Origin of the sequence: Amycolatopsis sp. cmx-8-4, from assembly GCF_046548675.1 — a bacterium.
Lineage (GTDB): Bacteria > Actinomycetota > Actinomycetes > Mycobacteriales > Pseudonocardiaceae > Amycolatopsis.
Window position 1 is genome coordinate 58,221 of the sequence record NZ_JAEBDZ010000014.1, and the last position, 25,241, is coordinate 83,461.

Annotated in this window: 23 protein-coding genes; 12 read left to right on the plus strand and 11 right to left on the minus strand. The window is 72.1% G+C overall.

Translation table 11 applies throughout. The features are described from left to right. Nucleotides 1-18 precede the first annotated feature (18 nt). Nucleotides 19-1,563 (minus strand): alpha/beta fold hydrolase, encoded by a 1,545-nt coding sequence (locus ACLJQZ_RS27840; protein WP_410622827.1) that lies wholly within the window; start codon nucleotides 1,561-1,563, stop codon nucleotides 19-21. 154 nt (nucleotides 1,564-1,717) lie between these two features. Next, nucleotides 1,718-2,302, minus strand: a complete 585-nt coding sequence (locus ACLJQZ_RS27845) for a TetR/AcrR family transcriptional regulator (protein ID WP_410622828.1) — start codon at nucleotides 2,300-2,302, stop codon at nucleotides 1,718-1,720. A 125-nt stretch (nucleotides 2,303-2,427) separates the two neighbouring features. Here ACLJQZ_RS27845 and ACLJQZ_RS27850 point away from each other — a divergent pair, with 125 nt between their 5' ends. Then, entirely contained in the window at nucleotides 2,428-3,162 is a 735-nt protein-coding gene (locus ACLJQZ_RS27850; RefSeq protein WP_410622829.1) for an SDR family NAD(P)-dependent oxidoreductase, read from the plus strand. A gap of 8 nt (nucleotides 3,163-3,170) precedes the next feature. Here the strand turns inward: ACLJQZ_RS27850 and ACLJQZ_RS27855 are convergent, their stop codons facing one another. Together ACLJQZ_RS27855 and ACLJQZ_RS27860 are read right to left on the minus strand one after the other, a co-directional pair. Beyond that, on the minus strand, nucleotides 3,171-4,079 hold the full coding sequence (locus tag ACLJQZ_RS27855; RefSeq protein WP_410622830.1) for an SDR family NAD(P)-dependent oxidoreductase: 909 nt from the start codon (nucleotides 4,077-4,079) through the stop codon (nucleotides 3,171-3,173). Further along, nucleotides 4,076-4,693 carry an NAD(P)-dependent oxidoreductase gene (locus ACLJQZ_RS27860; RefSeq protein ID WP_410622831.1) on the minus strand — a complete coding sequence of 206 codons (618 nt, stop codon included), beginning with the start codon at nucleotides 4,691-4,693 and terminating at the stop codon, nucleotides 4,076-4,078. Before ACLJQZ_RS27860 ends, ACLJQZ_RS27855 begins: the two co-directional genes overlap by 4 nt. Before the next feature lie 78 nt (nucleotides 4,694-4,771). Between ACLJQZ_RS27860 and ACLJQZ_RS27865 the strand changes: the two genes are divergently transcribed. Both ACLJQZ_RS27865 and ACLJQZ_RS27870 read left to right on the plus strand, forming a co-directional pair. After that, entirely contained in the window at nucleotides 4,772-5,341 is a 570-nt protein-coding gene (locus ACLJQZ_RS27865; RefSeq protein WP_410622832.1) for a TetR/AcrR family transcriptional regulator, read from the plus strand. Nucleotides 5,342-5,540: 199 nt separating this feature from the next. Further along, nucleotides 5,541-5,672, plus strand: a complete 132-nt coding sequence (locus tag ACLJQZ_RS27870; protein ID WP_410622833.1) for a hypothetical protein — start codon at nucleotides 5,541-5,543, stop codon at nucleotides 5,670-5,672. A gap of 26 nt (nucleotides 5,673-5,698) precedes the next feature. On the opposite strand, the gene ACLJQZ_RS27875 is transcribed toward ACLJQZ_RS27870, so the two are convergent. From ACLJQZ_RS27875 to asnB, 3 genes are all read right to left on the minus strand, one after another. Further along, the gene (locus ACLJQZ_RS27875; protein ID WP_410622834.1) at nucleotides 5,699-6,049 is read right to left on the minus strand and encodes a hypothetical protein; all 351 of its coding nucleotides are present in this window, start codon (nucleotides 6,047-6,049) and stop codon (nucleotides 5,699-5,701) included. A 1-nt stretch (nucleotide 6,050) separates the two neighbouring features. After that, nucleotides 6,051-6,935, minus strand: a complete 885-nt coding sequence (locus ACLJQZ_RS27880; protein ID WP_410622835.1) for a hypothetical protein — start codon at nucleotides 6,933-6,935, stop codon at nucleotides 6,051-6,053. Nucleotides 6,936-7,434: 499 nt separating this feature from the next. Further along, the gene (asnB, locus tag ACLJQZ_RS27885; RefSeq protein ID WP_410622836.1) at nucleotides 7,435-8,958 is read right to left on the minus strand and encodes an asparagine synthase (glutamine-hydrolyzing); all 1,524 of its coding nucleotides are present in this window, start codon (nucleotides 8,956-8,958) and stop codon (nucleotides 7,435-7,437) included. A gap of 78 nt (nucleotides 8,959-9,036) precedes the next feature. Between asnB and ACLJQZ_RS27890 the strand changes: the two genes are divergently transcribed. Then, nucleotides 9,037-9,789 (plus strand): IclR family transcriptional regulator, encoded by a 753-nt coding sequence (locus ACLJQZ_RS27890; RefSeq protein WP_410622837.1) that lies wholly within the window; start codon nucleotides 9,037-9,039, stop codon nucleotides 9,787-9,789. Between the two features lie 9 nt (nucleotides 9,790-9,798). Here the strand turns inward: ACLJQZ_RS27890 and ACLJQZ_RS27895 are convergent, their stop codons facing one another. Then, complete coding sequence (locus tag ACLJQZ_RS27895) at nucleotides 9,799-10,359, minus strand: TetR/AcrR family transcriptional regulator (RefSeq protein WP_410622838.1); 561 nt, start codon at nucleotides 10,357-10,359, stop codon at nucleotides 9,799-9,801. A 62-nt stretch (nucleotides 10,360-10,421) separates the two neighbouring features. Here ACLJQZ_RS27895 and ACLJQZ_RS27900 point away from each other — a divergent pair, with 62 nt between their 5' ends. The 5 genes from ACLJQZ_RS27900 to ACLJQZ_RS27920 all read left to right on the plus strand — a co-directional run bounded on the left by ACLJQZ_RS27900 (nucleotide 10,422) and on the right by ACLJQZ_RS27920 (nucleotide 14,287). Continuing rightward, nucleotides 10,422-11,378 (plus strand): SDR family NAD(P)-dependent oxidoreductase, encoded by a 957-nt coding sequence (locus tag ACLJQZ_RS27900; protein WP_410622839.1) that lies wholly within the window; start codon nucleotides 10,422-10,424, stop codon nucleotides 11,376-11,378. An 84-nt stretch (nucleotides 11,379-11,462) separates the two neighbouring features. After that, nucleotides 11,463-11,798: a metalloregulator ArsR/SmtB family transcription factor gene (locus ACLJQZ_RS27905; RefSeq protein ID WP_326953565.1), complete on the plus strand. Its 336-nt coding sequence runs from the start codon at nucleotides 11,463-11,465 to the stop codon at nucleotides 11,796-11,798. Then, entirely contained in the window at nucleotides 11,795-12,487 is a 693-nt protein-coding gene (locus ACLJQZ_RS27910; RefSeq protein WP_410622840.1) for a cation transporter, read from the plus strand. The genes ACLJQZ_RS27905 and ACLJQZ_RS27910 overlap by 4 nt, the downstream gene beginning before the upstream one ends. Nucleotides 12,488-12,572: 85 nt before the next feature. Further along, nucleotides 12,573-13,526 (plus strand): ATP-binding cassette domain-containing protein, encoded by a 954-nt coding sequence (locus ACLJQZ_RS27915; RefSeq protein WP_410622841.1) that lies wholly within the window; start codon nucleotides 12,573-12,575, stop codon nucleotides 13,524-13,526. After that, nucleotides 13,523-14,287, plus strand: coding sequence for an ABC transporter permease (locus ACLJQZ_RS27920; protein ID WP_410622842.1), 765 nt, complete (start codon nucleotides 13,523-13,525; stop codon nucleotides 14,285-14,287). Before ACLJQZ_RS27915 ends, ACLJQZ_RS27920 begins: the two co-directional genes overlap by 4 nt. On the opposite strand, the gene ACLJQZ_RS27925 is transcribed toward ACLJQZ_RS27920, so the two are convergent. From ACLJQZ_RS27925 to ACLJQZ_RS27935, 3 genes are all read right to left on the minus strand, one after another. After that, nucleotides 14,245-17,322, minus strand: coding sequence for an ATP-binding protein (locus tag ACLJQZ_RS27925; protein WP_410622843.1), 3,078 nt, complete (start codon nucleotides 17,320-17,322; stop codon nucleotides 14,245-14,247). The two genes, ACLJQZ_RS27920 and ACLJQZ_RS27925, sit on opposite strands and share 43 nt — an antisense overlap. 129 nt (nucleotides 17,323-17,451) lie before the next feature. After that, nucleotides 17,452-19,380, minus strand: a complete 1,929-nt coding sequence (locus ACLJQZ_RS27930; RefSeq protein ID WP_410622844.1) for a LamG-like jellyroll fold domain-containing protein — start codon at nucleotides 19,378-19,380, stop codon at nucleotides 17,452-17,454. Nucleotides 19,381-19,536: 156 nt separating this feature from the next. Next, complete coding sequence (locus ACLJQZ_RS27935; protein ID WP_410622845.1) at nucleotides 19,537-20,238, minus strand: TetR/AcrR family transcriptional regulator; 702 nt, start codon at nucleotides 20,236-20,238, stop codon at nucleotides 19,537-19,539. A 92-nt stretch (nucleotides 20,239-20,330) separates the two neighbouring features. Here ACLJQZ_RS27935 and ACLJQZ_RS27940 point away from each other — a divergent pair, with 92 nt between their 5' ends. The 3 genes from ACLJQZ_RS27940 to ACLJQZ_RS27950 all read left to right on the plus strand — a co-directional run bounded on the left by ACLJQZ_RS27940 (nucleotide 20,331) and on the right by ACLJQZ_RS27950 (nucleotide 25,239). Further along, a complete protein-coding gene (locus ACLJQZ_RS27940) occupies nucleotides 20,331-21,455 on the plus strand; it encodes an FAD-dependent oxidoreductase (RefSeq protein ID WP_410622846.1) in 1,125 nt (374 codons plus the stop codon). A 76-nt stretch (nucleotides 21,456-21,531) separates the two neighbouring features. Then, nucleotides 21,532-22,761 (plus strand): PucR family transcriptional regulator, encoded by a 1,230-nt coding sequence (locus ACLJQZ_RS27945; RefSeq protein WP_410622847.1) that lies wholly within the window; start codon nucleotides 21,532-21,534, stop codon nucleotides 22,759-22,761. Between the two features lie 153 nt (nucleotides 22,762-22,914). Then, the gene (locus tag ACLJQZ_RS27950; protein WP_410622848.1) at nucleotides 22,915-25,239 is read left to right on the plus strand and encodes a molybdopterin cofactor-binding domain-containing protein; all 2,325 of its coding nucleotides are present in this window, start codon (nucleotides 22,915-22,917) and stop codon (nucleotides 25,237-25,239) included. Nucleotides 25,240-25,241 lie beyond the last annotated feature (2 nt).

Here is a 25,241-nt window from a genome sequence, read left to right on the forward strand (position 1 = left end):
CCGCCCGCGCCGGGCCGATCACTGCGTCGTGACGTCGGTGCAGTCGAGGTCCTTCTCCGGCAGCCGGCCGGTGTCGAGGAAGGCCGCGGTGGCGGCGTCCGCGCAGGCCGAGCCTTCGTGGTAGACGTAGTGCCCGCCGCTCCCGACGCCGACGAAGGCGGCGCGGTTGCCCAGTGCGTGGCGCAGCCCGAGTCCGGAGTCCCACGGTGTGGCGTGGTCGCGGCGGTTCTGCAGGATCAGGGTGTTGCGCGGGCCCTGTCCGGTCACGGTGACCGGCTTCTCGACCGGTTGCGGCCAGAACGCGCACGGCCAGATGTTCGCCGGCATGCCCGCGGTCAGGGGCCAGGCCGAGCGGTCGGCGGCGGTGGCCCGGGCGTAGGTGCCGATGTCGTGGGACCACTCGGCGTCGCCGCAGGTGAGGGCCAGGAACATGGTCGCCTGGTTGTCCGCGGGGACGCCCGGGGTGGCCGGGCCGTCGGCGAACACCTGCTTGAGCACCGCGCCGTCGGCGTCGGTGACCCGCCCGTCGGCCAGGTCGCCGGCGGCCTTCCAGACCTGGGCGAGCACCGGCAGGGTGTTGTTGTGGATGAGCAGCGCGTAGGTGACGCCGCGCAGCATCGCCCCGCTCAACGACTGTGGCGTGCCCGGGACCGGCGCCGGCCGGTGGTCGAGCCGGTCGGCGAGCGCGAGGTAGGTCCGGGTGACCTCGGCGGGGGTGGCGCCGAGCCCGAGGGCGCCGTTCTGCGCGGCGGCGACGGCGGCCGCGTCGGGGAACCGCTCGGCCATGCCCTTGCTCCAGCTCGCCGCTTCGCCGGCCCACACGTGGGCGGGATCGACGTTGCCTTCGAGGATCACGCGGTCGGTGCGGTCCGGGAACAGTGCACTGTAGACGGTGCCGAGGTAGGTGCCGTAGGACTGGCCCCAGTACGAGATCTTGGCTTCGCCCAGGGCTTCCCGGACGCGGTCGAGGTCGCGGGCGGTGTTGGCGGTGGTGAAGTAACGCAGGTTCTCCCCGGCCGTGGCAGCACACTTGGCGGCCGTGGCCCGGGCGGCTTGGACGTTCGCGTCGATCGAGCCGTCGGCGGCGGGGTAGGGGAAGAGGGCGGCGACGCTGGGGTTCTCGAGGCCGCAGCTCTGCGGGGTGCTGGTCCCGACGCCGCGCGGGTCGAAGCCGATCAGGTCGTAGCCGTCCAGGACCGGTTTCGGCAGCGTCGGGGCCATCGCGCCGGGTGTGTCGAGCCCTGGCAGCGCCGGACCACCCGGGTTCAGCAGCAGGACGCCGTGGCGCTTGGCGGGATCGGCGGCACCCAGCCGGGAGATGACGACCTCGATCGACGCGCGGTCCGGCCGGCTGTAATCCAGCGGCACCTGCACTTTCGCGCAGGTGAGCCGGGGATCCCGGGTCGTGCCCGGCGCCGGCGCCGGGCACGCTCCCCACGCGAGCGCCGCGGGCGGCCCCGGGCTGTCTTCGTCGTCCGCGCTGTCGCACGCCGCCACGCCGAGAACGGTCAGCGTGGTCACCGCCAAAGCCGCCGCGAACCGTGACCCGCGTGTCTTCCTCATGGTGCTCGCCCTCCGCGTTCAATGGATTTGACGGCGCTGAAGGTAGCGAGGGCAGGACCGCGCGAACGTCACCCCGGAGTGGGCCAGCTCTAGTAGCTCTCCCGGGGGACAACGGCCTGGATGGACACGCCGTGGGCGAGCGGCGTTGGCTGTGCTACTCGGCCGGTACCGCTGCCGCGGGGATGGCGTTGTCGACGAGGACGGCCGCGACGGCGGCGGCGGTGGTGAACGCCTCGGCGTCGAGGACCCGGCTGCGGGCCGAGGCGCCGTCCAGGAGCAGTGCCAGTTGCTCGCCGAGCTGTTCCGGGCTGGACGCGCCGGCCTCGCGGGCGGCCTCGGTGAGCCGGGCGGCGAAGCCCAGTTTGTAGTCGCGGGCGTGGACGCGTGCCGGGTGACCCGGGTCGGGGATTTCGACGGCCGCCGCGATGAAGGGGCACAGGGGCGAGTGCACGTCGAACACGGCGAGGAGCCGTTCGCGAGGTGTGAGGTCGGTGCGGTCGAACACTTCGGGCAGGATCTCGGGGTCGAATCGGCGCAGGCCTTCGGCGATCAGCTCGTCCTTGCCGGCGAAGTGCTGGTACAGCGTGCGTTTGGACACCTCGGCCACCGCGCAGAGCTGGTCCATGCCGGTGCCGTTGATGCCCTGGTCGCGGAACAGCTGCTGTGACGCGCTGAGGATGCGCTCCCGCGCGCCCCGGCCGCGCCGCAGGCCTCGCGGTCCCTTCTCCACCTCTGTCACATCCCCAGCTTAGCGCACTTGGGTACCGCTCGGTGTGCATAGCTTGCGTCCGGCCCGCCGGCTCGCTACGTTAGGTACTCAGATCGGTGTACTTAACATCGGCACAGCGAGTGGATGGAGCAGTCGTGGGAAAGCTCGATGGCAAGGTTGCGGTGATCACCGGCGGGACGAGCGGGATGGCGCTGGCCGGTGCGAAGCTGTTCGTGGACGAAGGGGCGCACGTCTTCATTTCGGGCCGGCGGAAGGACGCGCTGGACGACGCCGTCAAGCTGATCGGCCGGAACGTCACCGGCGTCCAGGGTGATTCGGCCGACCTCGACGACCTGGACCGGTTGTTCGAGACGGTCAAGCGGGAGAAGGGTTCGGTCGACGTGGTGTGGGCGAGCGCCGGGACGGGCGAGCAGGGCAAGCTCGGCGAGATCACCCCGGAGCAGTTCGACGCCGCCTTCTCGCTGAACGCGCGCGGCACGCTGTTCACGATCCAGAAAGCGCTTCCGCTGCTCAACGACGGCGGCTCGATCGTCATGACCGGGTCGAACGCGTCGCTGCGGGGCTATCCCGAGTGGAGTGTGTACGCGGCGAGCAAGGCCGTGCTGCCCGCCTACGCCCGGGTGTGGGTGGCCGAGCTGCGGGACCGGAAGATCCGGGTGAACGTGCTGACCCCCGGCCAGGTCGCCACGCCGATCCTGGCGGACGTGATGGACGAGGAGGCGAAGGCGCAGTTCGAGTCCGTGATCCCGCGGCGGGAGATGGGCCGCCCCGAAGAGATCGCGTCGGTCGCGTTGTTCCTCGCCTCGGACGACTCGAGCTACGTCAACGGCATGGAGCTGGTCGTCGACGGCGGCACCACGGTGATCTGAGCGCGTCGTCAGCCGGCGAAGTGGTTCTGGCTCAGTGCAAGGAGTTTCCGCTGGGTGGCGGGGTCATGGGACACCGGGGGAGTGCTCGTTTCCGTGTCACGGCTGAAGTATCGGCCGGTGACACCGGCCATGGTGGGGTCGGTCGCGATGCGCGTGGCGCTTTGCGCTCCTTCGGCGGGGGTGAGCAGGCTGCGGCGGATCAGGGTGCGCACGGGGCGTAACAACGGGGGCACGAGGTCGTCGATGATGTCGGTGGCGACGATGCCCGGGTGCAGGGCGTTGACGGCCACTCCGTCGGCGGCGAGGTCGCGGGCGAGGGCGTAGCCGGCGGTGACGGTCATCAGCTTGGCGCGTGCGTAGGCCTCGAACGGCGCGAACCCGGCTGCGGGATTGAGTTCCGCGAGGTCGTCGACGCCGGTCAGGTCGAGGGTCGCCGGACGCGGCTTGCCGGCGAGCTTGATCTGCCGGGTGTCGTTGAGGGTGTCGCTGGCGACGTTCACCACGCGGGCCCGGCCGCGGCGCAGCGGCGCGTCCAGCAGGGTGGTGAGGCCGTAGGCGGCGAGGTAGTCGAGGGCGATGTGCAGCTCGACGCCGTCGGCCGAGACGCGGTGTTCGGAGAAGTGCGCGCCGGCGTTGTTGACGAGGAGGTGGATCCGGTCGTGGCGGTCCAGGATGGTCTTCGCCGCGGTCACGACGTCCGCGCGCCGGGACAGGTCGCCGGGGATGACGTCGAGCCGGTTCGCCGCCTGGGCACCGATGAGTGCGCGCAAAGCGTGGGCACGGGCGGGATCGCGGGCGACGGTGAGCACGTGCGCACCCGCGCGGACGAGGTCGGCGGCGATGATCCGGCCCATGCCGCCGGTCGCCCCGGTGACGACGGCGACTTTCCCGGTCAGGTCGGGGATGGCGGCGGTCACCGGCTGATCCGCGGGTAGGCGTGGGCGTACCGCGGGGTTTCGGCCTCGTCGAGGAGGAATGCGGCGAGATCGGCGCGGCCGATGGAACTCCACAGCCGGATCCGCAGGTCGGTGCCGGCCCGGTACTTCCCGATCTCGTCGTGGTCCGCCAGCTTCGGCGGCCGCACGATCGTCCAGTCCAGGCCGGAGGCGGTGATGAGCGGCTCCATCGCCTCCTTGTCGCGCATGCGCTCGGCGACGTTCGCCCAGACGGCCAGGGAGTACGGCGACTTGTCGTGTGTCTCCAGCACGCCGTGCGCGCTGAGGGCGATCAGGCGGTCCACTCCCGCCGCCTTCATCGCGGTGACCGCGGAACGGACGCCCTCGGTGCACACCGTCGTCGGCCCGGTGCCGGCGCCGCCCAGTGCGCTGATCACCACGCTCGTGCCCGGCAGGGCACGCGTGAGGGCCGGGACGTCGGTGACCTCGGGCCAGCTCACTTCGTCAAGCCCTTCGTGTGGCGCGAACGTTCCCGCCCGGCGGACCGGCGCGACCACGTGGTGCCCGCGCCGAAGCGCCGTGGACACCACGTGGCGTCCGGTGGCCCCGGTCGCGCCGAGCACCGCCACGGTCATCTGTGATACAGGATGTCTCATATCACCATCATGCACACTCGTCGTGCTACGAGTCAAGTTGTCTCATAGGATCGGCTCGTGACCAGTGAGACAGACCCGCGATCCGTGCGAAGCCGTGAAGCGATCTTGAACGCCGCCCGTGAGCTGCTGCTGGAAAGCGGCCCGACGGCGGTGACGCACGTGCAGGTCGCCGACCGCGCGGGAGTGGGCCGCGCCACGGTCTACCGCCACTGGCCGCAGGCCGAACCCCTGCTCCTCGAGGCCATGGCCACCGTCCCGATGCCGTTCCTCGACAAGCCCACCGCGCCCACCCGGGAATGGCTGCGACGGGAGCTGACCGCGATCGCCCGCCAGCTCGAGCTGGACGACGTCCGCGCCGTGTCCACGACCCTGGCCAACACCGCCCTGTGGGACGAGACCATGGACGCCCGCCGCGCACAGTTCGCCGCCATCCTCACCGACCGGCTCGCAACCGCCCTCGACGACGCCCAAGCACGCGGCGAGATCACCCTGGCGCTGGCCAGCCGAAACGCCGCCGCCCTGACCATCGGGCCGCTGTACTACCGCAGCACCATCGAGCGCGCCCCGATCGACGCCGCCCTTGTCGACGCCGCCGTCGCCGCCCTGGGCACCTGGTCCGCCGACTGATGAGCACGCCGAACGACCGGTCAGCGGCGGGTGAGGGCGCCAAGGAGGAAACTCGCGAAGTGCCGAGCAGCGAACGAAGGAACCGGGAAGCCATGCGCCGCGCCGCGCTCGAAGGCGTCGCGGCCTACTCGCCGACGAGGACGCGGATGTCCACAACATCATCGCCGCCGCCGTCCGCGAGAACGCGGTGGTGGCGGCGTTGAACCTGACCGCGCTGGCGGCAGCTGCGGTCATGGCCCTCGCCGAAGCGACGGACCGTACGCCCGCCGATGCCCTGCGCTCGATCGAGCAGACATCGGTCGGCTGGGGTAGGCCCGATCACGGCCGCTGACCGGGACTTCGGCAAGGCCGGCCTGATCACCAGGTGGATTTCCGGAATCCGTCGTCGTCTTCCGGGTCGTTCTCCGGCTCGGAAAGGTCGAGCGCCGCCAGGGCCGCGATCTCCTCCCGGACCCCGGCTTCCGCGCCGTCGAGGGCCGCTTGCCGCTCGGCCTCGGGCAGGGCGTGCCATTCGTCGATGCCCGCGTAGGCCGCCTCTAGCGTCTCCTCGGACAGGTACGAGCGGTACAGCAGGTCTTCCGGCTTCGCGTGGCCCGCCAGGACGTCGCGGGCGAAGTCGGCCAAGTCGCCCTCGCCGCGAGCCAGCAGCACCAGCTGGTTGTGCCGCGCGAGCCGGCCCCGTTCCGTTCGCCACGGTGAGATCTCCACGTCACGTCCCCGGGTGCTTGTACGGTTCGCCGGGCCAGGCCTTCGCGGCGATTTCGCCGTTGCCCGCCACCAGTTCGGAGATCGACGCGATCGTGTGCGCCAGGGTGTTCAGCGCGTCGATGGCGGTGCGCAGCGGGGTCACCTCGGTCATGATCCCGGCGATCGCCTGGCGCACGGACTCGCCGTCGCTCAGACCGGCGATGCCCAGCAGGAACAGCTCCAGGGCCTTGCCGAGCTTGAGGACCTTGCCGAGCAACGCGTCGAGCAGCCCTTCGAGCGCGATGTCGAGTGCCTGCATGGCGTCGTAGGCCGCGCGGGCGAAGTTCTTGATCTTCTGGCCGGCCTCCGTGCAGAACTTGGCGTGTTCCGCGCAGGCGTGGGAGTAGTCGGTCAGCCAGGCGCGCGCGGCTTCGCCGGCGTGCCCGGTCCAGCGCTCCTGGATGCCGAAACGCCCGCGGTCGACGTTCTGCTTGATCTTGGCGAACGCGAGCCCGGTGTCCTCGAACACCATGCCCTGCCGCAGCAGCGCGTCCCAGTCGCCGGCCACCAGCTTCTCGACGACGGTCAGCAGGTCGATCCCGACCAGCTTCGTCAGCAGCCCCCGCGCCGCCCCGGAGATCGACGCCCCGCCCGCGATCTCGTCGGCGATGCGCTGGACCTCGATGTTCCAGCCGCCGAACGCGTCCTCGCCCGCGTTGTCCGGCCCGGTGTACTCGAGCTCGGGGTGGCGCGGGTCGCGGGACGCGTTGTCGAAGTCGGTGAAGGACGCCGCGGTTTCGGGGGAGGCGACGTCGTCGGGCGCGACCCGTTCGGACAGCGAGTCCGGATAGGCCGCGTCGGCCTTCGTCGCGGCCTCGTGGTCGGTCTCGCGGTACAGCTTCGCCACGGCGACGAGCGTGGTGTCGCAGGAGTCCGCGAGGGACTCGGCCTTGCCCCCGTTGGCGACGGCGAGCTCCTGCCACCGGTCGAGCGGCGCGGCGAGCTGGCCGAGCAGCCCCTCACCCCACTCGTTCGGCCCGGCGGTGGCGGCCGCCCGGTAGAGCCCGGCCGCGGCGCCGGCCCGCCCGGCCAGCGCGCCGAGCTTCTTGATCGCCTCGGGGTCGGCCTGGAAATCGCTGCTGATGGTCGTGCCTCCGGGTCCGGTCGTGCTGACGACCGGTGCACGCGCGCCGGGGTGATCCGGTTTAGTGCCGGTCCATCAAGTGGAACGCGGCTCGGCTCACCGGTAGTCAGTGGAGGTGGCCAGTTCGCGCCACTGGCCGAGTTCGCCGGCGACCGTGGCCAGCTTGTCCTCCACGAGCCGGACGCAGTCGCGGCCCAGCTGCAGCCGCAGCGAGGGCTCCGTGGTCGGCGGCCATTCGCGCGGCGCTCGCCGAGGAGCCGGATCAGGCGACGGCGAAGCGGGTCAGCACCGCGGCCGGCCGGACCTCGGGCAGGGCCCGGCGGAACGCGCGGTAGTAGGCGAGTTCCTCTTTGGACCGCACCGGGGTGGCCGGGTCGCGTCGCTTGGTCAGCTCGGCGTCGCCGATGTGCCGGTTCCAGTACGGGGTCAGCAGGTCCGCGGCGCCGCTGCCGGTGCCGAACTCCAGCTTGGGGCGCCAGAGCAGCCGGTCGGGGAGCCAGCCGGTGAACGCGCGGCGCAGGTGGCCCTTCTCGAGGCCGTCGGCTTCGAGGGATTTCACGTTGTCCGGCAAGGACATCGCGTGGTCGACCACGCGGGCGTCGAGGAAGGGCACGCGCGCTTCCAGGCCGTGCGCCATCGTGACGCGGTCGCAGCGCTGGAGGTTGAGCCCGTGGAGCTGCTCGATGGTGCGCCGCAGCTCGCGGTGCAGCGCCGCCGGGTCGCGGTGACGTTCGTGGTAGTAGCTGTAGCCGGCGAAGAGCTCGTCCGCGCCTTCGCCGGTCAGTACCGCCTTGACGTGCTGTGCGGCCAGTCCGGCGAGGAACCAGTTCGGCACCGCGCTGCGGATGAGGCCCGCGTCGAACGACTCGACGGACGCGACGACGTCGTCGAGGGCCGCCACGGCCTGCGCGGCGTCGAAGACGGTTTCGCGGTGCTCCGTGCCGAGGAATTCCGCGACCTCCCGGGCGGCGAGCAGGTCGGAGGACCCTTCGACGCCGACGGCGAACGTCTTCAGCCGCCGCCCTTCGCGGGCGTACTCGGCCGCGGCGACGGCGGCGACGATGCTGGAATCGAGCCCGCCGGAGAGGAAGACGCCGACCTCGACGTCGGCCATCAGGTGCCGGCGGACCGAGTCGACGAGCACGGCGCGCGTCCGGCTCTCCAGTTCCACTGCCGTGAGGCCGTCCTGGACGGGCGCGAAGGTGACGGCCGTGGCGAACCGGACCAGGCCGTCCTCCGGCGTCCACCAGCAGCCGGGCGGGAACATTGCCACCGCGTGCTGGACGGTGACCGGGAAAGCGCGCATCTCGGACGCGAAGTAGTACCGGCCGCCGGCCCGCGCCCAGTAGAGGGGCTTGATGCCGAGGCGATCACGGGCCGCGACGAACCGGCCGTCCGGGGTCGCCGCGCACAGCGCCCACATCCCCTCCAGCCGGTCGAGCGCGCGCGGCCCTTCGGCAGTCAGCAACGCGAGCGCCGACTCGCTGTCCGAAGCCGTGGTGAAGTGGTGGCCGGGCAGGCTTTCGCGCAGTTCGGCGTCGTTGTAGATCTCCCCGTTGCAGACCAGCGACCACGGCCCGGCTTCGCCGAGCGGTTGCCGTCCGTTGGCGGGCCCCACGATCGACAGCCGGTTGTGGCCGAGCCAGCCGCGCTCGCCGACCCGGGCCTGGCCGGTGTCGTCGGGGCCGCGGTGCGCCAGCCGGGTGAGCATGGCCCGGCCGGTGGCCACGACGTCGGAGGTGATCGCTTCGGACGAAGGGGCGTACCACGCGACTATTCCGCACATGGAGGTCACGCTAGGTCGGCCCGTGCGTCGGTGACAACAGCAGTTGCGCTCCGCGCACGGCCGTCGGACACTGGGCCGATGGCGAACGACAGTCTGACCAGCGTGCACCGGGCCCTCGACGTGCTGCGGATGCTCGGTGCGGGCCCGCTCGGGGTCCAGGCGGTCGCCGAAGCCCTGGCGGCCGAGAAGACCCAGATCTCGCGGACGCTGAAGGTGCTGCTCGAGGAGGGTTTCGCCGAGCGCGACCCGAAGACCCTGGAGTACCGCCTCGGCTGGCAGCTCTACGCGCTCGCCGGCGCGGCCGGAGACGGCCGGCTCCGGCAGGACGCGCCCCAGGCGCTGCGCACGCTGGTCCAGGAGCTGGGCGAGGCGGCGTACCTGACCGTCCGGGAGGGTGACGCGGCCCTGACCGTGCTGAGCGAGCAGGCCGGACGCAGTGTCCAGGCGCGCGAGTGGATCGGCCGCGGTACGCCGCTGAGCTGCACGTCCAGCGGGCGGGCGCTGCTGTTCGGCCTGGCCGACGCCGAGATCACCGCCCTGCTCGCGGCCCGGCCGGGCGCGCTGCCCGGCACCCGCCGGGCCCCGCGGACCGTCGCCGCCGTGCTGAAGCGGCTGCGCGAGGAGCGGGTGGCGGGCCACGTCGTCGCGGCGGAGGAGTACGAGATCGGCCTCACCGCGGTCGCGGCCCCCGTGCTCGACTTCCGCGGCACCCCGCTGGCGGCGGTGAACGTGTCGGTGCCCAGCTTCCGGCTCACCGAGGACGGCCTGGCGCGGATCGTGGCGGCGGTGACCGCCACGGCCGCGGACCTGTCGCCCGGCGCCCGGGCGTGAGCCGGGCCGTCACCCGACGAGCAGGCCGACCGCGGTGGTGAGGCGTGCGAGGTACGCCTCCCGCGTCTCGACCTGGTGCTTCAACCCGATCGACACGCTGATCAGCGTTTGCGCGACCGGGACCGCGGCCGCCCGCCCCGCCGTCTCGGCGATCGCGTCGGTGACGAGTTCCGCGAAGCGGACCGGGGCGGTCTCGACGATCTCGCCGAGCAGGTCCGGGTTCTGCTCGATGACGCTCGTGACGTCCCGGCCCAGCGGCCCGACGTAGCGGCCGGCCCAGCGGTCGAACGCGCCGGCCAGCCGCTCGCGCAGCGGCCGGTCCGTGGCGGCGAGGAGTGCCTCCGCCGCGGCGAGGTCCTGGTCCAGTGCCCGGGTGAACGCGGCCCGGAACAGCGTTTCCTTCGACTCGAACAAGAAGTACAGGCCTGGCCGGGAGATCCGGGCCGTGCGCGCCAGCTCCTCCATGGAGGTCTTGCGGTAGCCGTGGCGGGCGAAGGTGAGCAGCGCCGACTCGAGCACCGCGTCCCGACGTCCTGCGGTACCGACGTTCGACGTCTCGGGCGCGACCATGCGCCGATCCTACGACTCGCGAACGAACTATACAATAACTGTCTAGTACGTATAGTGGCGCCATGACCACACGCGAACTCATCACCACTCCGTTCTCCGCCTCGAGCACCGCGGACGAGGTGCTGGCGGGCGTCGACCTCGCCGGGATCCGCGCGATCGTGACCGGGGCGTCCTCGGGCATCGGTGCCGAAACGGCCCGCGCGCTCGCGGCCGCCGGCGCCGAGGTGACCCTCGCCGTCCGGAACACGGTCGCCGGCCACGCCGTCGCCGACGCCATCACCGGCACGACGCGCGTCGCGGCGCTCGATCTCGCCGATCAGGCGGCGGTCAGGCGTTTCGCCGGCGGCTGGGACGGGCCGTTGCACCTGCTCGTCGCCAATGCCGGTGTCGTCACCGGCGGCCTGGAGCGGACGCCGGAAGGGTGGGAGCTGCAGTTCGCGACGAACCACCTCGGCCACTTCGCGCTGGCCACCGGCCTGCACGACGCGCTCGCCCGCGGCGCCGCCGGCCGTGGCGAAGCGCGCGTCGTCTCGCTCAGCTCGACCGCGCACATGCGCGCGAACGTCGATTTCGGCGACCCGCACTTCGCGCACCGGGCCTACGACCCGCAGCTCGCGTACGCCCGCTCGAAGACCGCGAACTCGCTGTTCGCCGTCGAAGCGACCCGCCGCTGGGCCGCCGAAGGCATCTTCGCGAACGCCGTCAACCCCGGCGGCATCGCGACCGGGCTGCAGCGGAACTTCACCCCGGCGCAGAAGGCGTCCCTCGACGCGGCCGAAGCCGCCGGCACCTTCACCTACAAGACCCTCGGCCAGGGCGCCGCGACCACCATCGTCGCCGCCGTCGCGCCGCAGTTCGCCCGCACGGGCGGGCACTACCTCGACGACGCCCAAGAGGCGTACACCGTGCCCGACGACGCCACCCTCGCCGACCACCCGCACGGCGTGAAGGAATGGGCGCTCGACCCCGCCGCCGCGAAGCGCCTGTGGACCGTCTCCACCGAGCTGATCCGCGGCTGAGCACGATCGGCGAGCCCGTGCGCCGGCGAGGCGTGGAATCATCGTCCTTGCTGTCGTGTCAGCCGTGGCTGTACTGTCCGATGCATGCTGACGTGTGAGACGCGGGGAGCGGCGCTGGCCCGGCTGGGGCGCGCGCTGGCCGACCCGACGCGGTGCAAGATCCTCGTTTCCCTGCTGGACGGGGCGAACTACCCCGGTCAGCTCGCCAAGGAGCTGGGCCTGAGCCGCTCCAACGTCTCGAACCACCTGGCCTGCTTGCGCGGGTGCGGCCTGGTCGTCGCGACCTACCAGGGGCGTCAGGTCCACTACGGACTGGCGGACGAGCACCTGGCTCGCGCGCTCCGCGAGCTGGTTCAGCTGGTGCTCGCGGTCGATCCCGAGCAGCCCTGCGTGGACGACCACGAGCCGGTGAAGGCATGAGCGGCGACGCCGAACCGCGCGTCGAGCTGCTGCCGATCGAACAAGGCGGCTGCACCGACGGATGCTGCGCCGCCGAACCCGCGCCGCAGGTGGACGCGGACCGCCGGGCGGTGCTGTCACGCCGGGTGCGGCTGCTGGTGGCCGCCACGATCGGCTACAACGTGGCCGAGGCGGTCATCGCGATCTCGGCCGGCTCGGTGGCGTCGTCGACGGCGCTGATCGGGTTCGGGCTCGATTCGGTCATCGAGGTCGCCTCCGCCTCGGCCGTGGCCTGGCAGTTCTCCGGCGCGGATCCGCAGGCGCGCGAACGGACGGCGTTGAAGGTGATCGCGGCGTCGTTCTTCGCATTGGCCGCGTACGTCACGGTCGAGTCGGTGCGCTCCTTGTTCGGCGCGGAGCCGGCCGGGCATTCCACGGCGGGGATCGTGCTGGCGGCGGTGTCGTTGCTGGTGATGCCGTTCCTGTCCCACGCGCAACGCCGGGCCGGGCGGGAGCTGGGTTCGGCGAGCGCGGTCGCGGACTCGAAGCAGACGCTGCTGTGCACCTACCTCTCCGGCGTCCTGCTGCTCGGACTGCTGGTGAACGCGCTGTTCGGCTGGTCGTGGGCCGATCCGGTCGTGGCCTTGGTGATCGCCGCCGTCGCGGTGCGGGAAGGTCGCGAGGCTTGGCGCGGCGAGCACTGCTGCTGAAACCGCGGTGAAACCGTCGTGAATCCCGCTGCCCGCATCCTCCTCGTGTCGTGGCCGATCCGGCCACGCCGACGGAAGGGGGCGCATGGACAGCGCTGCATCCGCGATCGCGGTGACCGGGCTGCGCAAGTCGTTCGGTGACCAGGTCGTGCTCGGCGGTATCGATCTGGACGTGCCGGCGGGGACGACGTTCGCCCTGCTGGGGCCCAACGGGGCGGGGAAGACCACCGCGGTGCGGATCCTCTCCACGCTCATCCGGGCCGACGGCGGGCAGGCGCGGATCGCCGGGCACGACCTCGCCGCGAAGCCGGACGCGGTGCGGGCCGCGATCGGCGTCACCGGCCAGTTCTCGGCCGTGGACGACCTGCTGACCGGCGAGGAGAACCTCGTCCTGATGGCCGACCTGCGCCACCTCGACCGCGTCGAAGGGCGGCGTCGGGTCGCCGAACTGCTCGACCGCTTCGACCTCGCCGATGCGGCGAGGCGGCCGGCGTCGACGTACTCCGGGGGCATGCGGCGTCGCCTCGATCTGGCCATGACGCTGGTGGGCGACCCGCGCGTGATCTTCCTCGACGAGCCGACGACCGGGCTCGACCCGCGCAGCCGCCGCACGATGTGGCAGATCATCCGGGAGCTGGTCGCCGGCGGCGTCACGATCTTCCTCACCACGCAGTACCTGGACGAGGCCGACGAGCTGGCCGACCGGATCGCGGTCCTCGACCACGGCGAGATCGTCGCGGCCGGGACCGCGAAGGAGCTCAAGCGGAGCGTTCCCGGCGGCCACGTGCGCCTGCAGTTCCGCGACGTCGCCGACCTCGACGCGGCCGCGCGGGCGTTCGGCGAAGGGCGCCGCGACGACGAAACCGTCGCCCTCCAGGTGCCGGGCGACGGCGGGGTCCGCGCGCTGCGGGCCGTGCTGGACCGCCTGGAAGACGCCGGGATCGAACCGGAAGAGCTGTCCGTGCACACCCCCGACCTCGACGACGTCTTCTTCGCCCTCACCGGCCACACCACCACCGCGAAGGAATCGGCCCGATGAGCGACGCGACGACCATGGTGCGGCGCAACTTCCGCCACACGCTCCGCAACCCGGGCGCGATGATCATGACGATCGCGCTGCCGGTCGTGCTCCTGCTGCTGTTCGTCGGCGTGTTCGGCGGCGCGCTGACCGCGGGTCTCGGGACGGGGGCACCGGGCCGCGGCTACCTCGACTACCTCGTCGCCGGGATCCTCCTGATGACCGTGGGCTACGGCGCCACGACGACGGCGATGGCGGTCAACCGGGACATGACCGCGGGCATCATCGCCCGCTTCCGCACGATGGCGATCTCCCGCGCGTCCGTGCTGACCGGCCACGTCGTCGGCTCGACCGTCCGCACGCTGGTCAGCGCCGTCCTGGTGGTCGCGGTCGCGCTGCTGCTGGGTTTCCGGCCGGGCGGCGACCCGCTGCGCTGGCTCGGTGCCTTCGGGATCCTCACCCTGCTCACGCTCGCCCTCACGTGGCTCGGCGTCGCGGTCGGGCTGGCCGCCAAGACCGCCGAGGGCACCGCGCCGTTCACGTTCGCGGTCCAGCTGCTGCCGTTCCTCAGCAGTGCGTTCGTGGCCCCGGACGCGATGTCGGGCGCGGTGCGCTGGTTCGCGGCGCACGAGCCGTTCACCCCGATCATCGACGCCCTGCGCGGCCTGCTGCTCGGTACTCCCGTTGCCGGACACGGCTTCCTCGCCGTCGGCTGGTGCGTGGGGCTCGCGCTGGCGGGTTACTTCTGGGCGCGGGCGCTGTTCAGGCGGGATCCGAGCTGATCCCGGGCGTGCAGCTCGGCCGATGCCGCGGCGCGCAGCCCGTCGTGGTCCAGGTCGGCGTACGTCGAGACGGCCTCGGCGTACGCCACCGGGTCGGCCTGGCCGGCGACGTCCCGCAGCCGCGCGATCGACATCGTCGGCTGGAACGACCGCTGCAGTCCGAACCGCCCGGCGAGCGCGACCAGCCGCGCACCCGATGCCGTGTCCCCGCGGCCGAGGTCGGACACGGCCAGCGCCACCAGAAGCGAGCCACAGGCCGGAAACTCCACGACGGGCGCGGAAGTGACCATTGTGGACAGTGGTTCGGCCAGGCCCGCGACGACGTCCGCGATGAGGTCCAGGCGGTCGTACCGGGCGTGGGTGACCACCGCGACGGCCTGGACCTCCCACTTCCAGAGCCCGGTGCCGGGGGTCGTCCGCAGGTGGCCGGCGGCCTGCCGCCACAGGCGCAGCCCGTCGTCGACGTCGCCGCGGCTGAGCAGGATCTCGGCGCGGGAGCAGACGTCGAACATCGGCAACCCGATCGGCTCGTCGTCCCCGGCGCCCGGCTGCAGGCCCTGCTCGGCTTCGTCGAACGCGCCGCGTTGCAGGTTGGCCAGCACCTTCGCCCAGCGCGCCCGGGTGGAGGTGGAGCGCGCGCCGAGGTCTTCGAGCAGCGACAGCGCGACGTCGATGTGCCGGAGGGCCTCGTCGCCGGGATCGACCTGCAGGCAGAGCTCGCCGACGCGGGCGTGCGCGAGTGCCACCGGCAGCGGCGTGCCGTCGTGCTCGAGCCGCGCGAGCATCCGGCGAGCCGCCCGCAGCGCGCCTTCGAGGTCGTTGACGCCTTCCCGGACGTAGCTGGCGATGTAGTTCGCCATGCCCGCGAGCACCGGCTGTTCGCTGTCGCACAGTCGTTGCCGTGCCGCATCATCCGGGGCGCACAACGCCGCCTGGATGGCCCGGACGGGGTCGTCCGGCGGCGCGGAGGGCAGCCGTCGCAGGGTGACCAGGGTGCGGCGGGCCGACGTGGTGCGCATGAGCAGGCTGATCAGCGCACCCAGGACGGTCGCGGTGCGGGTGGCTTCGAGGAGGTCCGGGGCCGGGCGGTAGTGCGACAGCGGCCACGCCGTCTCCTCGGCCAGCGCGGTGAGCCGCGTGAAGTTCGACTCGGTGACCCACAGGCTCCCGAGGACCGCGGCGATCGCGGCGACGGCCGGCCCGTCTCCGCGCTCGAGCCCGTGGTGCAGGGCCGAGGCGAGGTTGTCCTCTTCGACGCGGATCCGGCCGACGGCCTGGACGAGGTCGGGACCGACGACCGCATCGTGGTGCGTCAGCCCGAAATCCCGGGCCCAGGCCAGAAAAGCCCCGATGACTCGCTCGGATTCGCCGTCGATCTCCTCGCGACGCGCGCCGCTGAACTCGCGCACGGTCTCCAGCATCCGGAACCGGGTGCCCGCCGTGTCGTCGGCCGGTTTGAGCAACGACTGGTCGACCAGCTGCTCCAGTACGGCATCGTCGCCGAGCACGTGGCGGGCGGCGTCGGCGGTGAAGCCACCGGGGAACACCGAGAGCGCGCGCATGGCGGCTTGCCCGGTGCCGTCGAGCAGGTGCCAGCTCCAGTCGATGACGGCGTGCAGCGTCCGGTGCCGGTCGGGGGCGTCCCGGGAGGTCCCGCGCAGCACGGCGAACCGGTCCGCCAGCCGGCCGGTGATCTCGGCGACGGACATGACCCGGATCCGGGCCGCGGCCAGCTCGACCGCCAGCGGCAGCCCGTCCAAGCGCTCGCAGAGCGCCCGGACGGCGTCCGGCGGCAGGTCGGCGCCGGGCCGGGCCGCGCGGGCGCGCTGGGTGAACAGCTCGGCGGCGGTCGGGACGTCCAGTTCGGGCAGGGGGTAGACCGATTCGGCCGACAGGCCGAGCGGGGCGCGGCTGGTGGTGAGCACCCGCAAGGTGCCGCTCAGCGACACCAGGCCGTGCACCAGGTCCGCCGCGCCGCGCACGACGTGCTCGCAGTTGTCCAGCACCAGCAGTACGGGGTCGGTCCCGAGCGCTTCGACGACGCCGGCGAGCACCGCGGCGCCGCTCACGCCGAACCCGGCCGCGACCGCTCCCGCGACGTCGTCGTCCGCGGTGAGGGCGGCCAGTTCGATGAAGTGCACGACTCGCCGGCCGGGCTGCCGGCCGATGGCGTGCGCGAGCCGGGTCTTGCCCAGGCCGCCGGGGCCGGTGATCGACACGACCCGGGAGGCGCGCAGCAGCGCGGTCACCGCGGCGATGTCCTGGTCGCGGCCCAGCAGCGGGTTCGGTTCGTGGCGGACGCCGTGCCGCTGCGCGGGAGCGTCGCCGAGCAGCAGCTCGCGGTACAGCGCCTGGAGTGCGGGTCCGGGGTCGCTGCCCAGGTCGTCGCGCAGGGTCCGCCGGTAGTCCTCGTACCGGTTCAGGGCCGCGGCCGGGCTGGTGGTCACGGCGTCGCAGCGCAGCAGCTCCAGCAGGACTTCCTCGTCCGCCGGCCGGTCCTGCCGGACGTCGCCGAGGGGGCCGGCGGCCTCGGCGTACCGGCCGAGCCGGGCCAGGGCGAGCGCCCGCGAGCGGGTCAGGCTCCGGTACGTCGTGGCGCCGGCGGCCCGCAGGGTGGACAGCGGGTCGTCGAGGGCGGTGTCCGCAGGCCCGTCGTACCACGCGAGCCCGGCTTCGGCGTGTCCGAGGGAACCCGCGTGGTCGCCCTCGCGGGCGGCCTGCGTGCTCGCCGCCGCGTGGAGCTGCACGGCCGAGACGTCGACCTGTTCTTCGCGCAGGGAGAGGCGGTAACCGGTGGGAGTGGTGACGATGACGTCCGGGCCGAGCCGCGCCCGGGTCCGCGACACCAGGATCTGCAACGCCTTGGCCGGGTGCTCGGGCCGCTCGCCCGGCCACAGCTCGGCCACCAGCCGGTCCGCACCGCACCCGCCGCGCAGGCTGCCGGCGAGCAGCGCCAGCAGCGCGCCCGGCCGGGCGCCGGTGAGCTCCCGGCCGCGGAAGGAGACCCGGGACAGCAGGGTCAGCTCGACGGTCACGGACGTCAGGCTAGCCGCACCGGGAACCGGCCGGGGGAGCGTGCACGGCAACCGGATCGTCCACATCGGACCGGAATCCGCACTTCGCCGGCGACGCGTCCTCCGGTGGTGACCGCGGCGGCCGGTGGATCACGTGGTGAGGAACTCGTCCAGCCGCAGCGCGCGGCCGACGATCCGGACGTCGCCGATCCAGCCGTGGAACACGTTGTCGAGCGCGCCGCCGTATTCGTGACCACCGAGGAGCCACGCGAGGCCGAGGGAGGCGATGCCGACGGAGTCGGTGAAGGGGTTGTCGGCCACGGGGGAGCTTTCGACGTAGACCTTGGTGCGGTGCCCGTCGTTGACGACCGCGATGTGCCACCACTGGTCTTCGGCCAGGCCGTGGCTCCAGTTGGTGGTCGGGTAGGTCTGGCTGAGCGGGTAGCAGTTGAACTGCACCTCACGACCGTTGTTCGTGGTCATGAGCTGGGCCACCGGCTCCTTCGGGTCGGTGTTCTTCCCGTGCTTGCCCGCGTCGCCGGACGCACCGCGGCGGACCAGGACGGGCATGTTGCCGTTGGTGCCGCCGTCCCAGTCACGCGGGATCTTCACGAACGTCTCGATGGTGTAGCCGCGCTTGAACGTCTCGGTGTTCAGCGGCGCGCCCGGGCCCGTGGTCAGGTACGCGCCGTGCAGCGGGCTCCGGCCGCCGGCGAACCGGAGGCTGGCGTGGCCCGGCTGGTCGGGGTGGTGGTCGTCGGTCCAGGTCAGGGCGTCGGGGGCGGTGCCGGCGACGGACTGCAGCGTGAGGTCGTTGCCGTGGCCCGACAGATCGCGCACCTGCTGACCGGCGGTGACGGCGCTGCCGTTCGCGCCGACGTTGTCGAAGCGCCAGTACGCGAGCGTGCCCGGCACGAGCACCTTGCCGGCCGGCCGCGCCGGGCGGACCGGCACGGGGCTGAAGCCGGCGAAGCGCCGCTCGAAGTCGAACGGCATCGAGAAGCGGTCGACGGCCGTGGTGAGCCGCGACTCCAGCACCTCCATGCGGTTGCGCTTCGCGGGGTCCTTCTCGAGGATCCACGGCGAGACCGTCTCGACGTCGATCGTGTCGCGCTCGAGGTCGAAGTGGTACAGGCGCAGCATGCCGCCGCCGCTCATGTACCGGTTCTGGTAGTTCGTGATGTGCAGGTGCACGTCGTGGCCGGCGGCGTTCTTCTTCGTCGTGCGGCCCGAGGGCCAGTAGTGGCCGTTGAGCGTGAGGAAGATCTGGTCGTTGTCCTTGATCAGCGCGTCCCACACCGTCTGGCCGTAGTCGGTGATCTCGGCGTTGTTCTCGGCGTCGCCCGACTCGTACGGGTAGACCTCGTCGCCGTAGGTCGGCGCGACGATCTCGTGGCAGGTGAGGATCACCGGCAGCTTCGGGTTCTTCTTGATCACGTCGTTGGCCCACGCGAAGCCGGCGGCCGACGTGCGCCAGTCCATGGCCAGCAGCAGCCACTCGCGCCCGGCGGCCCGGAAGACGTGCGCGGTGTTGTAGCCGCTCGCGTCGGAGCCGAGGAACGACTTCTGCCGGCGGAACCGCTGCGGGCCCATCGTCTGCAGGTACGGCGTGGTGCCGCGGGTGTCGTCACCGGACACGTCGTGGTTGCCGGCGAGGACGCTGTAGGCGACGCCGGCCGAGTCGGCCGGCTTGAACGTCTTGTCCACGGCCTGGAACGACGTGACGTCGGCGTCCTGCGTCAGGTCGCCGAGGTGGGCCAGGAAGACGATGTTGTGGTCCGGTGTGCCGCTGTTGGCGATCACGTACCGCAGCGACGCTTCCTGCGGCTCCGGGTTGATGCTGTTCTGGCTGCCCCAGTAGAGGTACTGGGTGTCCGGCATCACGGCGACGGTGAACTGGCGGCTCTCGCCGTCCGGGTGCCACCTGCCGCTGCCTCTGTTCGCATTGTCGGTGCTGCTCACGGTTTCGGCTTCGGCCGGTGCGGCGCCGAGCGCGCCCAGCGCCGTCGCGCCGACGCCGGCCAGCCCCGCGGTGCGCAGGAAGGACCGCCGGTTCGGGCCCGCCGGGATTTCGCGCATGATCTGCCTCATTCGGTATTCCAGGGAGAATCCTTCAGCGACCCGGACGCTATTCCCGTCTGCTTGAGCCGACGCGAACACCAGGTGGCCTGCTCACGTCGGCTCCCTTACGGCGCGGCCCCGGAGGTGGTGACAATTCCTGTCCTGCTCGGGGATTCACCCGGATTCGGGCCGCAGACTGTCCATCAGCAGGCCGAGGGCGAACTCGAAGCGGTCGTGTCCGGTGCCGGAGATCAGCTCGGCGGCGTGGCGGCGAGTCTGCGGGAATTCCTCGGCGGGCAATGCGGTGAAGCGGTCCAACAGTTCCTCGCGGCCGAGCACCCATTCCTGATCCTGGTGCCGGCGTCGTTGCCGGACCAGTGACTGCTCCAGCGCATAGGCGCTGACGTAGAGGGACATCGCGTCGCGGGCCCAGCCGGCCGCTCTCGGTGCGACGCCGCCCGCGAGCAGGATCGCCAGGATCCCTTCGCCGACCCGCAGCGTTTCCCGGTTGGTCGGCACCGTGGCCAGCGCGGCGCGTGAGACTCCGGGGTAGTCCAGGTACAGGTCGCGGATCCGCGAGTACACCCCGAGCAGTTGCCCGCGCCAGGCCGCCGGGTCCGGCTCGGGGAGCACCACCTCGGCGTAGAGCCTGCCGATCAGCAGATCGTCGATGTCGTCCTTGGTGACGATGTGCGCGTACAGCGACGACGGACCGGTGCCGAGCACGGCGGCGACCCGGCGGATGGTCAGCGCGTCGTACCCCTCGGTGGCGACGACTTCCAGGGCGGCGTCGGTGATCCGGTCGACGGTGATCGGCTTCTTGCGTGGTGCCGCCGCCGCTGGTCGGGCGTGGCGCCGGCGGGGATCGGCGGGCATGCCGGTCACTATAACTTGACACGAACTAAGTTCGCTAGGTACAACTCGGATCGTCGACGAACTAAGTTCGTCCCGAGTTCCGGAGGTGTGTGATGCGAGTTTCCGTGGTCGGAGCCGGTCTGGGAGGTCTGGCTCTCGCACAGGGTCTGCGCGGTGCCGGGATCGAGGCCGACGTGTTCGAGCGCGACCCGGGGATCGTCGCGCGGTTCCAGGGCTACCGGCTCGTGCTGAACCCGATCGGGTTCCAGGCGGTGCGCGACTGCCTGCCGGCGCGCTGGCACCCGCTGCTGGACGAGATCGTCATGGAGGCCTCGGCCGAGCAGCTGGTCCTGGACCCGCGGCTGAACGAGATCGGCAGGCTCGGCGCGGGCCGGACCGGCATCGTGGTCGACCGGCAGGTGCTGCGGCACCTGTTGCTGACCGGCCTCACCGTGCACGCCGATGCCGCGCTGACCGGCTACGACGTGCTGGCCGGCGGCCAGGTCCGAGCCCGGTTCGCCCGCCGCGACCCGGCCACCGCCGACCTGCTCGTCGGCGCCGACGGCGTCACCTCCGCGGTCCGCGGGGTGCTGTCGCCGCAGACCACCCCGACCGACACCGGCGTCCGGTTCGTCATCGGCCGCACTCCGCTGACCGACGAGTTCGCCGGCCTGTCCAAGGCCTACGGCTCGAAGATCGCGGGTGACGGCGTCAGCCTCCTGCTCGGCGCGATGCGGTTCCGCACCCCGCCGAAGCAGGCCGCCGAGCGGCTGGCCCCCGAAGTCACGCTGCCCGACATCGGCGATTACGTGCGCTGGGCCATGATCCTGCCGCCGGACGGCTCGCTGGCGGACCTGACCGCACAGGACGCCGTGCTGTCCAGGATGGACGGTTGGCACCCGCAGCTGCGCGCGCTGATCGAGCAGGCCGACCCGGACAACAGCACGCTGCTGTCCATCCGGGTGGTCAAGCCCGGTGCGCGCTGGGCGCCCGGCCCGGTCACCCTGCTCGGCGACGCGATCCACGCCACCTCCCCGACGGGCGGCAACGGCGCGAACACCGCCCTGCGCGACGCCGACCTGCTGCGCCGCGGCCTGATCGAGGCCGGCGAAGGCCGCCAGGACCTGCTCGACGCGATCGACGGCTACGAGCGGCAGATGTTCCAGTACGGCGCCGAGGCCGTGCAGAGCAGTCTCGAGAAGCTGCCCGCCTTCGCCCCCGGAGCGAAACTGTCCTGAGGCCGGAAGTCACCGGGCCGATCCGCCCGGTGAGCGGCACCGAATCCCCGGAGACGGGCGACGATGGCAGGTGCGGATGAGCGAAGGGCAGGCGGAACCCGGTGACCCGGCGTGGTCGCTGGCCGCCAGCGTGCTGGACGGGCTCGACGAGCTGACCGACGTGCTCGTGTCCGTGATCGGTGACCAGAATCCGGGCTACCGGCTGGTCGACGTCGTCCCTCGCGATGACCTGTGGCACTCCTGTCACGACAACCTCCGACGCGTCCTCCAGCTCATCGGCCACCGCGACACCGGGGACATAGGAGATACCGAGGACTTCTACGACGCGGCCCGGGACACCGGGCGGCGGCGAGCCGAGCAGCAGCTCCCGGTCGACGACGTGCTGCGGTCCTTCCGGCTCGGCGGGCGGCTGGTCTGGCAGGCCCTGACCGAGCAGGCCCGGGCCGGCGGGAAGGTGGACAACGAGGCCATGCTGGATCTCGCGACCCGGGTCTGGGAGGTCGTGGACGCGATCTCGGCCCAGGTCGCGCAGGCCTATCACGCCACCGAGCGCGGCATGGTCCGCGCGGACGAGCAGCGCCGCGCCTCCCTGTGGGAGGGCCTGCTGCAGGGCCGGGCCGCCGACACCGGGTTCGCCTACGAGGCGGCCCGCACACTCCGCCTGCCGATCTCCGGGCGCTACGTCGTCGTCGCGGCGGCCGGACCCGGCGACGCCGATGCCGACTTCGCCGAACCCCTGGGAAGCGCGCTGGAGAGTCTCGGGTCACCGTCGGCCTGGCAGTCGCGCGCCGACGTCCTTGTCGGCCTGGTGGCGCTACCCGGTCGCGACGTCGCCGGCGTGGTCGCGGCCGTCGGCTCGGTGCTGGCCGTGCCGGCCGGGGTGTCCCTGGTCGTCGACGGCCTGGCCGCGGTGCACGCGGCCTACCGCCAGGCGGTCCTGGCGATGCGGACCGTGCCACCGGGCCGGTCCGAGGTCGTCTGCCTGGCCGAACGGCTGCCCGAGGCGCTGCTGCTCAGCTCGCCCGAGCTGACCGATTCGCTGCTGCAGAACTGGCTGCGGGGCCTGCTCGACCTGGGCGGCGACGAACGCGGCCTGCTCCTGGAGACACTGTCGACGTGGGTGCGCACCGGTGGGTCGGCGACCCGGTCGGCGCAGGTCCTGCATTGCCACCGCAACACGGTGCTCAACCGGATCCACCGGATCGAAGGGCTGATCGAACAGCGCCTGACCGGCGGTGATCTTTCCTTGGAGCTGGCTCTCGTGGTCCGCGCGCTGCCGTTCCTGCCGCCACCGCGCGTGCCCTGACGAGCACTCGTTGTGCACAGTGCACAACGACACTGGGCCAAACGTAGGCAGTCAGCTCCTTCTTTCGGCGGCGTGATCTGTGCAACACTCCGGCCCGGCGGTGCTCCGGCCCGCGCTTCTCCGACACCGTCGTTCGAGAGGAACCAGCCGCTCATGCCCCACCACGTCCCCGCCGAGCAGCCGCCCGAACCACGCACTCTCGGTCGCCGCCGCTTCCTGGGTTTCGTCCTCGCCGCGCCGACGCTCGCCGTCGCCGCGCAGATCGGGGTCGCGGAACTGACCCCGGGCCAGGCCGAGGCGTCGATCCCGTCGCTGCCGCAGCCCGAGGACATCTTCGACCTCGGCGACCTGCAGAACGTCGCCGCGCTCCCGACGTCGGGGCTGATCACCGTCGGCGTCGGCACTGACGGGCGCGCGTCGTTCGCGGTGCCGCGGGCCGAGGTCGGCCAGGGCATGACCACCGCCGTGGCGATGATGATCGCCGAGGAGCTCGACCTGCCGCTGGACCAGATCGACGTCACCCTCGCCGACGCCCGGCCCGAGCTGCTGATGAACCAGCTCACCGGCGGTTCGAACTCGATGCGCAGCATCTACACCCCGGTGCGCACGGCCGCGGCGATCGCCCGGCAGCGGCTGCTCGCCGCCGCGGCCGCACAGTGGGGTGTCCCGGTGTCGCAGCTGACGACGTCCGCCGGAACGGTCCGGCACTCCAGCGGCCGTCAGGCGGGTTACGGCTCGTTGTCGAAGGCCGCGGCGTCCGCGACGACGATCAGTGTGGTCGCCACCTTGAAGGCGCGCTCGGAGTTCAAGGTCCTCGGCACCCCGCAGAACCGGCTCGACGCCCACGCCTCGGTCACCGGGACCAAGCAGTTCACCCTCGACATCGACGTCCCGGACGCGCTGCCGACGATGGTGGCCCGGCCGCCGACGATCAACGGCACGCCGCGGTCGATCCTCAACGCGGCCGCGGTCAAGGCGATGCCCGGGATCACCGACGTCGCCGCGATCGCGCACGGCGTCGCGGTGCGCGGGCGGACCTTCGGTCACTGCATCGACGCGATCCGCGCGCTGAAGGTCACCTGGGGACCGGGCACGGTGGACGGCGAGTCCGACGCGACCGTGCTCAAGAAGCTCAAGGCCGCCCAGCTGCCGATGGCCGTGCCCGGCCTGCTCGACCAGTACGTCGACGCGGAGTTCACCTTCGCGGCCGCGAGCAACAGCCCGCTCGAAACCGGCGCCGCGATCGCCGACGTCCGGGCGGACCGCGCGGAGATCTGGTCGTGCCTGAAGGTGCCGATCGTCGCGCAGGAGGACATCGCCAAGCAGCTGGGGCTGCCGCTGGACGCGGTGAAGGTGCACGTCACCCAGGGCGGCGGGTCGTTCGGCCGGCACCTGTTCCACGACGCGGCCGCCGAAGCGGCGGAGGCGTCGCAGAAGATGGGCAAGCCGGTCAAGCTGATGTGGTCGCGCACCGACGACTTCCGCCAGGGCCGCGTCCACCCGATGTGTGTGACGCGGGTACGCGCGACGTACCTGCTGGGCAACGTGCTCAGCTTCGAGCAGCGGCACACCAGCGTGCAGACCGAGTTCAGCCACGGGCTGGGGGAGATGCTGACGGCGTTCGCGTCGCGGCTGCCCATCGCCGGGAACCTCAGCTTCGCCGAGTCGATCTTCCTGCTGAGCCAGTCCTCGCCCTACAACTTCGGCGTGACCACCCAGCTGCTCAACGAGATCCCGCTGAAGTTCAACACCGGCAGCATGCGCAACATCTACTCGCCCAACGTCGTCACGGCCGAGGAACTGGTCGTCGACCAGCTGGCGAAGAAGTTCGGCAAGGATCCCGTCGCGTTCCGCCGCGAGTTCCTCAAGGACGACCGGCTGCGCGCGGTCCTCGACAAGGCCGCGCAGGCCGGCAACTGGGGCCGCGCGATGCCGGCCGGCACCGCCCAGGGCATCGCGCTGCACGCCGAGTACCGCGGCGCGATCGCCGTGCTGGTCGAGATCGACTGCCGGCCCGAGACCGTCAACCGCAAGATCCCCGACGCGGTCACCGGGCCGCGCGTGACGAAGGCGCTCGTCGTGGTCGACCCGGGGTTCGCGATCAACCCGCGTGGCCTCGAGGCCCAGATGATCGGCGGCCTCAACGACGGCATCGCGATGTGCCTGACCTCGAGCGTGCACATGAAGGACGGCATCCCGCTGGAAGGCAGCTGGGACAACTACTTCTACACCCGGGAGTGGAACACCCCGCCGGAGACCGAAGTGATCGTCATGCCGAACACGTCGGCCAATCCGAGCGGCGCCGGCGAACTGGCGGTGGCCCCCTCCTTCGCCGCGGTCGCGTGCGCCTACGGCCGGGCTGTCGGCAAGATGCCGACCTCGTTCCCGATCAACCACGGCACGCTGAGCTTCGAGCCGCTGCCGCTGCAGCCGTCCACACCGCCCTCGCCGACCAACGGCCTCGACCACGCCTTCTAGGA